Source organism: Clostridium sp. CTA-6 (assembly GCF_054768115.1).
On the sequence record NZ_BAAAAU010000003.1, the window covers coordinates 131,606 to 144,836 of the forward strand.

The following is a 13,231-nucleotide window of genomic DNA, read 5'->3' on the forward strand; positions in this document are numbered from 1 at the left end:
CTAAATTTTATATATAATATTTTTTAATCTTTATATACTTTATAACCCCTTCTAGTTATAAACTTACCCTCTTTTATAAAACTACTACTATTTCCTATTATTACTGTGGATAGCATATCTGCAAAATCATCTGTAAAATTTTCTAAAGTATATAGGCGTATTTCTTCCCCATCTCTTAGGGCATTTTTCACCACTGCAACGGGAGTACCCTTGCTTCTATATTCCTTTATTATCTCTATACATTCTTTTAAATAATATGGTCTTCCTTTACTTTTAGGGTTGTACAAGGATATAACAAAATCTCCTTCTGCCGCTAATTTAACTCTCTTTTTTATAATTTCATAAGGTGTCATTAAATCACTTAAACTTATGTTACAATTATCATGCATAAGGGGTGCCCCTATTATAGAAGCCGCTGATGTGGATGCTGTTACCCCTGGAATTATTTCAATTTCTAAATTCTTATCCTCGTTCATTTCTAATATAAGCCCTGCCATACCATAAATTCCAGCATCACCTGTGCTTATTACTGAAACAACCTTATCCTTACTTAAATCTAATGCCCTTTGGCATCTTTCTTCTTCTTTTTTCATTCCTGTAGTATGTACTTCTTTTTCTTCTATAAGAGGTTTTACATAATCTATGTATTTCGAATAACCTACTATTATATCACTTTCTTCTAATACCTTTTTAGCTTTTACTGTTATATGTTCTAAGCTTCCTGGTCCTATACCAACTACATAAAGTTTTCCCATGTTTGTATTTAGTAAGATTTATATTAAGCTTTCATTAATCATCTTTAATGAGAATATGCTTTATAAGTACCAAACCTCACTAAATTTTCACCTCTTTTCTTTTTAGTTTTTATGTATTTCTAATTATATGAATAACTTTAAAAATTCCACAATTTAAAAATATAACATTTCTATCTATGTCTCGCTCTTCATTAATTTAAAATCACTATTTGATTTTTATAGGTTACTTAACCTTCACAGGTTTTAAAAATTTTTATTTATGGGAAGACCTTTAAACTTATAGTTTTCCAATTGCCAAAGTCATCCCAGTTAGTTTTTGTTTTTCTTTAATTATTTTCCCGCCTTTTAATTCTATAGATGGCTCACACACTGCCCCTACTCCTATAGTTTTTCTTACAAAATCACTACCTTTAAATTTATGTTCTACTTTTTTTATTTCCTCTATGCTATAAGTTATAAAGGGGCATCCTAAAAATTTTGAAAACTCCTTTATTGCATTCTCATCTTTTTTTATTTCCACGGAAACTATAGAATTTATGCTTTTTAAATCTATATTTTCTTCTTTTAAAACCTTTATTACATTTTCTTTCATAGTTATATCATCATAATTTTTTCTACAACCGATACCTAAAACTATATTTTTTCTTATTAATTTTAAAATACATTTATTATTTAAGCTTTGCTTTTCCAAATCTTCATGTTTTATTGTTAGTTGTACAGATTTATTTATTGGGTTTATATTTCCCTCTGCGTATTTTGATATTACTGTTTCCTTGCTATTTAAATTTTCTTTTTTATATGTACTTTTATTTTCTGAAATAAACTGCTCATTTTCATTAAAAAAAATTTTATCTACATATAATTTGTTTGTTACAAAGACTATCCCTTTAGCATCTTCAATGTTATGAACATAACCTTTGGGAAAATCTATTAAACCATCTTCATCTATAAAGGCTACTTTTTGTCCATTTACCAGTAATGCAGCTATTTCCTTTGCCTTTTTCAGATCCTCTATTACTAAATTATTTTCTTTAGCTACAATGTCTGGAGCTTTTATATTTAAATTATCTGTGGCTGTGGTTATTATAGGTTCTGCTTCTATAGTTTTAGCTATTTTTTCTGTTAATTCATTGGCCCCACCTAGATGTCCACTTAAAAGGCTTATAGCATACTTACCTATGCTATCTATTACAATAACCGCTGGATCTTTATCCTTACTTTGTATAAATGGTGCAATAGCCCTTACTGCTATACCCGTGGAACTTATAAATATTATGGCATCATAATCTTGAAAAGATTTTTTTACTATTTTTTTAAAATTAAAATCTTCTTTTTTAAAATAATGCTTGTCATTTAATAAATTTAAATTACTCTCTTTACAATGTGGATGCTTATATTGCAAGCTAGTTTCCGCTATTAACTCTTTTGTAACATATTTTGAATATAAATCTGCATCCATATGTTCTTTTATTTTATAGGCTATATCATTACCCATCTTGGTTACATTAATTATAGATATTTTCATTATCCTAGATTCCTTTTCTAAATTCATGGGTAAATTTCTCATCATATAGTAGACTTTTGTCATATTTACAATCTATAAAATCCCCTACTAATATTTGAGCTGTTTTTGTTATATTAGCATCTTTAACCTTTTTAGCTATATCATCTAAAGTTCCTATAACTACTTTTTCATCCTGCCAAGTAGCTCTTTGAATTACTGCTATTGGAACATTTCTTCCATATCCCTTTTTTAATTTTAAAGCTACTTTATCAATCATACCTACTGATAAAAATAGTGCCATGGATGCTCCTCTACTTGCTAAAACTTCCAAATCTTCTTTTTCTGGTACTGGTGTTCTTCCCTCTACTCTTGTAAGTATTAGGGTTTGACTAACTCCTGGCAATGTGAATTCCTTTTTAATAGATGCTGCAGCCGCTGAAAAAGAACTTACTCCTGGTACAACCTCATAGCATATATTTAGCTTATCTAATTCATCCATTTGCTCCTTTATAGCTCCATATATAGATGGATCTCCCGTATGAAGTCTTACTATAGATTTATTTTCATTATGGGCTTTTTGTATAACGTTTATAACTTCTTTTAAAGTCATGGAAGCTGAATTATAAACCTCTACACCTTCCTTGCAATAGTCTAAATGTTCTTTGCTTACTAAAGAACCTGCATATATAACTACATCTGCTTTAGTTAAAATATCTCTTCCTTTTACTGTTATTAAATCTGGATCTCCAGGACCTGCTCCTATAAAATAAACCTTACTTTCCATTTTAAATCTCCAATCTTCTTCAAAATAAAGTAACTTCTATAATATTCACATTAAATTTTTTATTATTTTCTCAATAAATTTATACGATGACTACCCGCTCTAATACTCCCATCTTCTTCAAAATGAAATGAACTTTCTTACAAGATTGATAAATATATTCTATTTCTTGTTAGCTATTATAATTGACATATAATCTTTAGAATTTAAAATTTCTTCTCTTGTTCTTAATATTTCTTGTCCTTCCCTATAAGCTCTTTTTACACATACATATTTAAAGCCTTTTTCTTCTAGCTTATTCAGAACTTCTTCTGTATTTTTGTAGTATTTCATTACTACTAAATATTTTTCATCTTTTATAGAATCTAATCTATTCCCTGGCAATATTAAAAGAGGCTCATCTCCTATAACTAAAGTTTCCCCTGCTAAGCTTGCTGCTGCACAAAAAGAAGTTATGCCTGGTACTGTTTCTATATTTAAATTATGATTTTTCATGTATTCTAATAAATATATGTAGGTACTATATACAAAAGGATCTCCTATAGTTAGAAATGCTACATTTTTGCCTTCTGATAATAATTTTTCCATGAATCTATAGTTTTCATATATCTCTGCTTCCTTTTCCTTTTTCATTGGAAAATATTTTAGATATATTTCTGCTTTAGTGTTTATAAAATTTTTAGCTGTATTTAAAGCTATGCTTTCACCTTGATCTCTTGCTGTTGGGGCTATAACTACATCACAGCTTTCTAAAATTTTTACAGCTTTTATAGTTAATAATTCTTCATTTCCTGGACCTACTCCAATTCCATATAAGGTTCCGTATTTTTTATCTGAATCCCTATTTTCAAATTCTATATTATTATGTATATCTTTCATGCGTTAACTCCTTAATATCAATAATTTATCTTTTTTATATAAATTAATTTTGGATATTTATCCATCTATTTTGTTTCTCCTTTTATTAAAGAATCAACATATTCCTTGGCTTCAATTAATCCAGCGCCAGTAACCATTCTATATTTTTTAATTGCTTTAATCCTTTCTCCATCTGTAATTAGTTCTCTTAATTCATTATCCATATTTTTTAATTCTTCATCAGATAATGTATTCCCATTAATTTTATTAATACCTTTATAACTAACTATACTAAAAATAACATATGCTACTCCTAAAATTATAAAAATAAATCCATTTGAATATTCTTTTTTAGTAATCTTCATTATTCCTGCAACTATAAAACAAATTGCACCAATGAGCCATAACGTCCACGCTTTTAATTTCAACATTAATTCCTCCTTAAAATTTGAGTAGTTAATACGAATTTATTATATATGCTAATGATATTAATTACTGAAATCATGATCAATAGTAATTAAATTGTTAATTAACTTTTCATTTAACAATTCTATTATTTTGTCGTAATCTTTATTTTTAAAATAGAGTCTATTAGTGCCTCCATTTCCTGAGTAGGAAACCTTTATACTTTTTCTTTTGTTTATATGCACTTTTTCTATCTTATCCCAGGGAACAAATTGTAGATAACGATAAGAAGATACAACCCCCTTTGAAGTTATACCATTTTTCAAATAAACACCTACATACAAAATTGTGCCCAATATTCCTAGTAAATAATGCATCTGATTTTTTGCATATATATAAGTAATGTAAAAGAAAACCACTATACCTATTATCAATAATATTGTTTCAATAAGTTTTTTCTCTGTTTTTATTACTAATTGATTTACAATCTTAAATTCTTTAAAAATAATACCCACAAATAAAACAACCAAAATCCAATTCATCATATAAGACATTTCCCCTTAATTTGATATAAACAATAGATATAATATTGAACTGAGTTTACTTATATTAATATTAAACAACTCCTTCAAAATCAATTTTTCTCCTTGTTTAATAAACTTGTAATTTTATTAATAATAAAAAATATAAAAATTATTATTGCAATCCCAGTAAACCATTTAAAAAATTCATGAATATGGATATCCTTTAATAAGCGTCTCCATAATTCAGCTAAGATAAATCCAATAATCCAAAGTATAAAATTAAATAGTTTAGATTTTTTCATACTACTCCTCCAAACAAAGTTAATGAACATTACAAGAATGCTGTGAACTTATCTACGTGGTTACTTAATTCGTTTCATAATTGAACCGTTCTCTTTTACTTCCTTTTTTATGAGAAAAATTTTATATGTTTAATATATTAAACTATGACATGAAACAATAATATAAAAATTTTGATCAAAAAAAATATATATAATACTAAAAATAATATACCATTAATAATAACTCCCCATCTTGCGAATCTATTAAAGTATATTTTTATTGATAAAAAACCAAGACTAAACCCTATGGGAATTATAAAAAATATTATCAGCAAAGGTAGCCATTCTAATCTTTGATATGATGTTGTTTTAAAAAAATGATTTAATATTAGAAAAAATATAACTAGAGCTATACTCAAGGAAACAATTCCAAGTATATTTCCAATATTTTTGAGCGAAGATTTATTTTTCATGCAATTACACCGACCTTATATTTTTATAACTTTTAGATACTAAATAATTAACCAGTATGATTTATTATATTAGTTAATTTTTTTATCTCAATCATTAATAATAAACTAAATACAATTTCGAACAATATCATAATTACTGCTATTATATGTGGTTTAAAATTTAAACCAATTATCAAAACAACAATTGGAATAAAAACAGACATACCTATATAAGTTTTAGATTTATATAGCCATCCATAAGGCATTAGATGAGCACCAAAAATCATTGCTAAAACCATCAACATTTTTTCTGGAACCTCTTGATAAATCCACATAGCAATAAGTAAGTACAACATTTGATTTAAAGAAAAAAGTACCCCTAAATTTGTCAAAGGATTTTCTTTATTAGTAAAATCAACTTTAATAGCTTTTGAAATCATATAAGCTAATGGAATAAGCGGTGCAGTACAACAAAATGTAAATAAATTTTTTGTAAGTATGGGTAATGATGTTAAGTGAATTATCCATACCGCACACCAAATTATAATAGAAGCTAAAATAAAATGTAGTCCCTTTTTCTGCTTAATTGAACAGTCTAGTCTTAATTCTTCCAAATTCATATTGGTATCCTCCTTAGTTGTAATAGTTTTAAAAACTACATTACTTTAAGTTTAAAATAGCCGCCTTTAGCTTCTTTACCTGTAATTTCAATTTTCACATCTTTATTATCAGTATTAGGGATTCTTATAGTTTCATCTAATGTACCATTTTTATTAAATAATGTTCTCTTATTATCATATATCTTTATATTTAAATCTCCTGATTCAATTTTACTATTAATTTTTATATCATAACTAGATTTCTTAGAAGTTATTTTCTTTACACCTTTGCCATTAAAGTGCTTAAATTTAATATTATATTCATTACCACTAGAGTTTTCCGTCCACCATCTTGTTTCTCCATCCCACTTAACATCACTTATTGTAAAATCATTTTTATAATTTGTATCTAGATATTTATATATTCCAATACCACCTAGTAAACATATAACTAAAGCCAAAAGTATAACTTTTTTCCCCTTATTCATTATATCCCCCTCCATTTTTAGTAGCTGTTATTATAAATATAGGGTTATTTGCTATAAGCATATTTGATTTTCCTTTAGCTTTACTTATAGCAACTTGAATACATTCTGTTTTATAATTTAATTCTTTTAGAATTTCTAACGCCCTATTTAAATTGTTTATGGTTATAAAATTTAAAACCATTGTTCCATTATTTAAAAGCTTATTCTGATATCTACTTATTATTTCTTCTAGATTTCCACCACTACCACCTATGAATATGCTATTAAAACTATCATTTATATGTTCTTCTACTTCTAAGGCTTCTCCCTCTATTATTTTTAGATTTTCACAATTAAATTTCTCTTTATTTTTTTTTATAATATCTAAAGCTTCCTCATCTTTTTCTATAGCTATAACTTGTCCTTTCGCACATATTTTAGCTGCCTGTATACTTATACTTCCTGTTCCTGCTCCTACATCTAAAATCTTTGAATTTTCCTCTAAATTCATCTTAGCTATAGATAAAATTCTTATGTCCTCTTTAGTCATAGGACAACTTCCCCTTATAAATTCTTCATCTTTTATATATCTCATGGCCTTCCCCCTTATTTAATATAGGTTTTATATAGTTTTTTTATATAGTTTTTTTATTTAGTTTTGAAATTTACTTTATAATAAAAAAGAAAGGGAATTAACTCAATCACATTATGCTCATAACTTCACTGCAAGTTCTTTTCAAAAAGCACAACCTTTACGCTGCCAGCCATATATTCTTTTGTTATATTAAAACCGAGTTTTTTGTAAAAGTAGTGATTGCGCTTTTTATCAGCAGGAGTTTCAAGCGACCAATGTTTAGCATCAACAAAATAATCAAAAATAAAACTCATTACTTTTTGTCCTATACCTCTATTTTCATATTCCGGAATGACACAAAGTGCCCCTAAATAATAGTTATTGTTGCCATTATATCTTACAATTACATCACCTATGAAAGTATTTTCATCCATGATTTTAAATGTATGGCATTGCTTAATAGATTTTTTCATACTCTCATTAGTCCTGTTATAACCTGGACACTCTCCATATAATAGATAATCCGATAAAAAAGCCTTATTTTGCACTTCAATTAAATCGGCAGCATCTTCTTCTGTTGCCCTTTTAACTATGATATTCATTAATCATTCTCCTTCGCCAGAAATAAATAATCTCCTTATTTTATCTCAACAACAAATTCCTGTTTATATACACTACTGTAAGCTCCCCAAAACTCATATTTTCTAATTCTTCTGGTTTACCTTTAATTATTTTTTCATCTTTGTAGGATAAATTTTCGCCTACTATTATTTCTGCTTTTATATTATTTTCTGTTAATATTCCGCATAATTTATCTGGACTATTATTTTTATCTGTAAGCCAAATAGATTTTTCATAGCTTTTAACTTTTTCTATAAACTCTTCTTCTCTACCATGAAGGCTTCCTAAAAAACTATTTTGCCAACTTTCATTTATCTTTGCCATCATGTATTGATAAGAGCTTATGCCTGGAATTACTTCTATTTTACCTTCATAATTGTTTTTAATATAATTGCCTATACCATAAAAGCAAGGATCTCCAGAGGCTACTATAGATATGTTTTTATCCTTATTTTCTTTTATGTAATCTAATATTTCACTTAATTTATTTACTATTTTTTTATTATTCTTTATAAAATCTAAACTTTCTATTGCTCTTTTAAAGCCTATTATTACATCTACTTTTTCTAAATTGTTTATGGCACCCCGGAGCATATAATCTTTGTGCCCTGGCCCTAAGCCTACTATGTAAATCTTATTAAATTGTAAATTCTTATGTATAGTATTCATGAAAATCCCCCCTCGTCCATATTTAATATTGAACAATAGATAGTTTTATAAAATTTCCTTTTTACAACACTTTTAATTTTTTATATTTATTTAAGGGATTATAATTTAATATAAAACCTCTCCTAAATTAAATAATATGTAATAAAATCTAAGAATTGTATTGGCTTCACTTATTCTATAGAAGAGTATAGTATTCCTTTTTCCATAGAATACATTACAATATCTGCTTTTATAGAATCATAGGTATATTGCTCTATTTTTCTTATTATTTTCTCTCCTAAATTTTTATATAATTTCTCGTAGCCTTCTCCTAATAAATTCACTGCACCCTCTGTGGTTTTTTGGTTATATATTTTAGTTACTAAATCATTATCATATCCCATAAGTGCTAATTCTAAAGCTATTGTTTCTAATCTAGTGTCGCATACTCTACTATGAGTATTAAAACAGCCAGAAGCTATTTTAGATATTTTTCCTATATGACCTACTATAGTTACTTTCTCTAATTTTCTTGTCATACAACAATTAAGAGCAAAACCCACATAGTTGGACATTATCACCATATTATCTTCCTTTAAATTAACCTCTTTTGCCATTTTTTCTCCCATGTTACCAAATAAAAGTATTAATTCTTTTTCACCATGGCAGGTTTTTTGATTTATTTCTAATTCTATGGAGGCTTTTAGAGCATCTTCAGACATAGGCATTACTATTCCTGTTGTTCCTAATATGGATATTCCCCCTATAATATTTAATCTTGGATTAAAGGTTTTTTTAGCTATCTCCTCTCCCCTTGGAACAAATATGGTTATTTCCACACCAGAATCCTTTGGTATTACCGATGTTACCTCTTTTTCTATCATGGAACGTGGAACTGGGTTTATAGCAGCTTCCCCTTTTTTTACATATAGGCCTTCACCACAAACTACTCCAACACCTTTTCCACCTTTCAAGGCATATCCACTGGACTTTTTTTCTGCTCTTGCCCATATTTCTATTCCGTGGGTTATATCCGCATCATCTCCACCATCCTTTATAACTGCACATTCTACAGAATTGTCATCTATCACTATTTTTTCAATAGGAATGGTAAGTTCTATCCCTTTAGGAGTATCTATATTTATTTCTTTTAATTTTTTATTATAAAAAAGAGTTATAGCAGCTGCCTTAGCTGCCGCAGCTGCACAAGAACCGGTAGTATATCCGCATCTTAATTTTTTTCCATCACAATTTACATATAAATCTAGCATAAATCCTCCGAATTACATTTTGTTAATGCTATGAGTTCCTTTTTTCTTTTCACTAAAAAAGGATTTAACATTCTTATTCTTATTTAATAGTATTACTATAATTAAAGATATTAAAAACTCAACTAAAGCAAACCAATTGCCTACTCCAAACCTTCCACCTTCTATGCCATTTAATACGTCTAATAACATAAAAAACATACCAATAGACATCATTGCTGTTAGGATATTTTTAACAGTATTATTTCCCACACATAAAAAATAACATATAATTAAAGTCACAAATATACTCACTACTGATGCTATAGTAAATCCTTTAAAACTAAATTTTAATATGGCATCAGTAAAATCTCCATGTGGAACCTTTATATCTAAAAAGAAATTAGTTATTATAGCTAATATAAAATATACTATTGCAATAATATAAACTGTCCTTTGACCTTTTTTATAATTTCCCATGTTATCCACTCCATATAATCCATGCTTTATACTTACTTAAATTCCAATGTTAGCTAGTATCTATAATTTTTTATATAATATCCTTATTTTTGCTTTACCCACAGCTTAGCTTTTTCATCTATTTTTTTAATGAACCTATCCTTACCTTCACAATAAGAATCTATATCATATCTAAATTTGAAAGCTAGTTCCTTCTTTAACTCTTCATATTCTTTAGCTTCTTTTTTATGTTCTATCATATAGTCTCTAAAATTTATGTGCCTTTCTACTTCAGAATCACCTTTTTCAAATATATGAACATGGTGTGTTCTATAATACAATCCTTTTAAGAAAAATCTACGTCCTTTTATTCCATACTCGCCCTTTGGAATATATCCTAAAGACTTCATTTGTTCATTATAATTATCCACATTGTTAATATTTTCTACTTCAACTAAAATATCTATTATAGGTTTTGCATAAATACCTTCTATAGCTGTACTTCCGATATGATATATTTGGACTATTTCATCCTTCATTATGTTGTATATTTTTTCTGATTCTTTTTCATACTCTATTTTCCATTTAGAGTTGTGTGGAACTACTTCTATTATTCTAACTTGTTTTTCCTCACTCATATTTTAAACTCCTTTACATATCTTCTATCTACAACCATCTAATACTTGCTTTTAGTTATTTTATATAAAATTATTCTTATTACCCGTATGAATGTATTGTAAAATACTAAGATATTTCTTTTTTTGAAAAAATATAAGGTAAAAATTCTAAGTATATACCGAGTATAATTGCACCTAATACAATACTTGGTATATTATGCTTACCGAATCTTACATTTAATGATTGTTTGGCCATTTCTATCATAAATCCAATAATAATCAATCCTATAAATAAAAATTTTTTGTAATGCTTGTATTTTTTAATTTTATTTACTAATGCAACATGAATATTAATTTTTTCAATCATTTTTTCAACGCAGATAATTAAGACCATAAAAATTATAAAATGTAGCACTACCTTCATATTTATAATCTCCAATCAAATTTATTACTATTTAATGTATTCTTTATAACATATTAATTCTTATTTTTCTTAAATAAATTTGTTAACATGAATTTTATCAAAATCTAATTTTTCTTCACTTATAGGTTCCTTAACTTCATCTTTGTAGCCTATGGCTATTATAGATTCTACTTTATAATTCTCTTTTATGTTTAGTTTTTCTTTTATATAATCCTCCGCCATTTTATTTTCATCATAGCTTCTATTTCTTATTTGTGACCAGCAAGATCCTAATCCTAGAGATTCTGCTTCAAGTTGTAGTATTATAGAGGCTATAGATGCATCCTCTACCCATACATCACTTTTATCTTCATCTCCTAATATAACCACTGCTAAGGCTGCATCTTTTATAAAAATTCCTCCATGAGGTTTACATTTTGAAATATCACTTAAAGCTTCCTTATCTTTTAAAAATATAAACTCTAAAGGTTTTATATTTCTAGAGGATGGTGCTAAAAGTAATGACTTTTTTAGAGCTTCTACTTTTTCCTCTTCTATTGGCTTTTGTTGAAATTTTCTTATGCTTCTTCTTTGTTTTAATAAATCTAACATAATTTTATTTCCCTCCAGTTTTATTAAACTTAAAAATCCCATAAAGCTTTATTTACTTTTTTAAAATCATTAATAGATTTTAAATATTCAACTAAAGGTGCATAATTTCCTATTGAACATTTTGCTAGTGCTTTTCTATATAAATCCTCTGTATCCCAAGATATTATAAATAAAGGCAAGTTATTTTCTAACAGTTGTTTTAACATTAAAAACCTACCTATTCTACCGTTACCATCTTGAAATGGATGAATCATTTCAAATCTAAAATGGAATTCTGCTATTATATCTAAATTTATAATTTTATTTTGATAATACCATGATATAAGATCTTCTAATTTGTATTCAACTTCATAAGGTTGAGCTAGTTGTACATTAGTGTCTAAAATAGTATTAGGTATTTTCTTAAATACTCCTGAAAATCTACTTTCATAATCTGTTGTATTATACTTTAACATGCTATGTAAGTATTTTATATATCTCATATCAACCTTTTCATCCATAGTATCTATAATATAATCAAACACATAGGATGAATTCACAGTTTCTTGAACATCATCTAATGTATGCTTACCTTCAACAACATTTTTATCTAATAATAATGCAAGAGATTCAGTAGTAAATGTACTTCCCTCTATTTTATTTGAATGATATAAAAATTCATGTCTAAGCTTATAATAAATTGAGTTTTTTATATCCTTAGCTATCTTTATATTTTGTGTGAATTTATCCAATTAAATCCACTCCTTATATTTATTGTTTTTAATACATATATCCCTCTACATTACATCATGTTCTGTAAATACTGCCTCTTTCATAAATAATTCTACTTATTATATTAATAATTCCATAACCTTTTTTAATAGGTTTTGAAATTTCATACTTTCCCATGCTTAACTTTATTATATAATATTAACAATACTAGGATATATTATTTTCTAAACGTTACTTTAAATATATCATAAATTAACCATTGTAATTTTATGAACTATATATTTTTTTTCATAAAATATCTTTTATGATTCTCTGGACACTGATCTAATACGCCGAAGATTTCATATCCATGCCTAATGTAAAAATCCTTTGCTTGAAAATCAAAAGTATCTAAATGAATTAAGTGGCAATCTTTTTCTTTAGCTATTTTTTCTATTTCTTTTAAAAGTTTCGTACCTAATCCATCTTTTCTATATTCTTCTTTAACCCATAAAACATTTATATATATACAATTCCAACAATACATATTACTAAGTATTCCTGCAATAATTTCTCCATTTGTATCTTCAATAACTCTATTTATCCATAAAAGAGGAACTTCTTGTTTACCAGGAACCTTTGATAAGTTGTATTTAACTAGTCTATCTACAATTAAGTCTGCTTCCTCCTCACTATTACTTTCTCTAATAAAATAATTATTCATATTTCTACCC

General features: G+C 26.9%; 19 protein-coding genes. All 19 read right to left on the minus strand.

The window, feature by feature from the left end; translation table 11 throughout:
* Positions 1-23: 23 nt before the first annotated feature.
* On the minus strand, positions 24-755 hold the full coding sequence (cobJ, locus tag ACYUDJ_RS05860) for a precorrin-3B C(17)-methyltransferase (RefSeq protein WP_003489231.1): 732 nt from the start codon (positions 753-755) through the stop codon (positions 24-26).
* 277 nt (positions 756-1,032) lie between these two features.
* A complete protein-coding gene (locus ACYUDJ_RS05865) occupies positions 1,033-2,307 on the minus strand; it encodes a cobalt-precorrin 5A hydrolase (RefSeq protein ID WP_043031701.1) in 1,275 nt (424 codons plus the stop codon).
* A complete protein-coding gene (gene cobM / locus ACYUDJ_RS05870) occupies positions 2,285-3,043 on the minus strand; it encodes a precorrin-4 C(11)-methyltransferase (RefSeq protein ID WP_003489227.1) in 759 nt (252 codons plus the stop codon). The genes ACYUDJ_RS05865 and cobM overlap by 23 nt, the downstream gene beginning before the upstream one ends.
* A 159-nt stretch (positions 3,044-3,202) precedes the next feature.
* Entirely contained in the window at positions 3,203-3,919 is a 717-nt protein-coding gene (locus tag ACYUDJ_RS05875; RefSeq protein ID WP_003489225.1) for a cobalt-factor II C(20)-methyltransferase, read from the minus strand.
* 65 nt (positions 3,920-3,984) lie between these two features.
* The gene (locus tag ACYUDJ_RS05880; RefSeq protein WP_003489224.1) at positions 3,985-4,329 is read right to left on the minus strand and encodes a DNA-binding protein; all 345 of its coding nucleotides are present in this window, start codon (positions 4,327-4,329) and stop codon (positions 3,985-3,987) included.
* A 57-nt stretch (positions 4,330-4,386) separates the two neighbouring features.
* Positions 4,387-4,848 (minus strand): DUF5673 domain-containing protein, encoded by a 462-nt coding sequence (locus ACYUDJ_RS05885; RefSeq protein WP_003489221.1) that lies wholly within the window; start codon positions 4,846-4,848, stop codon positions 4,387-4,389.
* Positions 4,849-4,937: 89 nt separating this feature from the next.
* Positions 4,938-5,129, minus strand: a complete 192-nt coding sequence (locus ACYUDJ_RS05890) for a hypothetical protein (RefSeq protein WP_003489219.1) — start codon at positions 5,127-5,129, stop codon at positions 4,938-4,940.
* Positions 5,130-5,628: 499 nt separating this feature from the next.
* Positions 5,629-6,180, minus strand: coding sequence for a DUF7010 family protein (locus tag ACYUDJ_RS05895; protein ID WP_003489215.1), 552 nt, complete (start codon positions 6,178-6,180; stop codon positions 5,629-5,631).
* 35 nt (positions 6,181-6,215) lie between these two features.
* A complete protein-coding gene (locus ACYUDJ_RS05900) occupies positions 6,216-6,647 on the minus strand; it encodes a hypothetical protein (RefSeq protein WP_003489212.1) in 432 nt (143 codons plus the stop codon).
* Complete coding sequence (cbiT, locus tag ACYUDJ_RS05905; protein ID WP_003489211.1) at positions 6,640-7,221, minus strand: precorrin-6Y C5,15-methyltransferase (decarboxylating) subunit CbiT; 582 nt, start codon at positions 7,219-7,221, stop codon at positions 6,640-6,642. Before cbiT ends, ACYUDJ_RS05900 begins: the two co-directional genes overlap by 8 nt.
* 125 nt (positions 7,222-7,346) lie before the next feature.
* Complete coding sequence (locus tag ACYUDJ_RS05910) at positions 7,347-7,802, minus strand: GNAT family N-acetyltransferase (protein ID WP_003489208.1); 456 nt, start codon at positions 7,800-7,802, stop codon at positions 7,347-7,349.
* Positions 7,803-7,842: 40 nt separating this feature from the next.
* A complete protein-coding gene (cbiE, locus tag ACYUDJ_RS05915) occupies positions 7,843-8,490 on the minus strand; it encodes a precorrin-6y C5,15-methyltransferase (decarboxylating) subunit CbiE (protein ID WP_003489206.1) in 648 nt (215 codons plus the stop codon).
* A 170-nt stretch (positions 8,491-8,660) separates the two neighbouring features.
* Complete coding sequence (gene cbiD / locus ACYUDJ_RS05920) at positions 8,661-9,740, minus strand: cobalt-precorrin-5B (C(1))-methyltransferase CbiD (RefSeq protein WP_043031699.1); 1,080 nt, start codon at positions 9,738-9,740, stop codon at positions 8,661-8,663.
* A 12-nt stretch (positions 9,741-9,752) separates the two neighbouring features.
* Positions 9,753-10,196, minus strand: a complete 444-nt coding sequence (locus ACYUDJ_RS05925; protein ID WP_043031698.1) for a hypothetical protein — start codon at positions 10,194-10,196, stop codon at positions 9,753-9,755.
* Between the two features lie 83 nt (positions 10,197-10,279).
* Positions 10,280-10,813 (minus strand): GrpB family protein, encoded by a 534-nt coding sequence (locus tag ACYUDJ_RS05930; RefSeq protein ID WP_003489202.1) that lies wholly within the window; start codon positions 10,811-10,813, stop codon positions 10,280-10,282.
* A 106-nt stretch (positions 10,814-10,919) separates the two neighbouring features.
* Positions 10,920-11,216 (minus strand): hypothetical protein, encoded by a 297-nt coding sequence (locus ACYUDJ_RS05935; protein ID WP_003489201.1) that lies wholly within the window; start codon positions 11,214-11,216, stop codon positions 10,920-10,922.
* A 69-nt stretch (positions 11,217-11,285) separates the two neighbouring features.
* Positions 11,286-11,807, minus strand: a complete 522-nt coding sequence (locus ACYUDJ_RS05940; RefSeq protein WP_042386345.1) for a nitroreductase family protein — start codon at positions 11,805-11,807, stop codon at positions 11,286-11,288.
* A gap of 29 nt (positions 11,808-11,836) precedes the next feature.
* On the minus strand, positions 11,837-12,538 hold the full coding sequence (locus ACYUDJ_RS05945) for a Fic family protein (RefSeq protein ID WP_043031697.1): 702 nt from the start codon (positions 12,536-12,538) through the stop codon (positions 11,837-11,839).
* 254 nt (positions 12,539-12,792) lie between these two features.
* Complete coding sequence (locus ACYUDJ_RS05950) at positions 12,793-13,221, minus strand: GNAT family N-acetyltransferase (protein WP_003489198.1); 429 nt, start codon at positions 13,219-13,221, stop codon at positions 12,793-12,795.
* Positions 13,222-13,231: the final 10 nt, after the last annotated feature.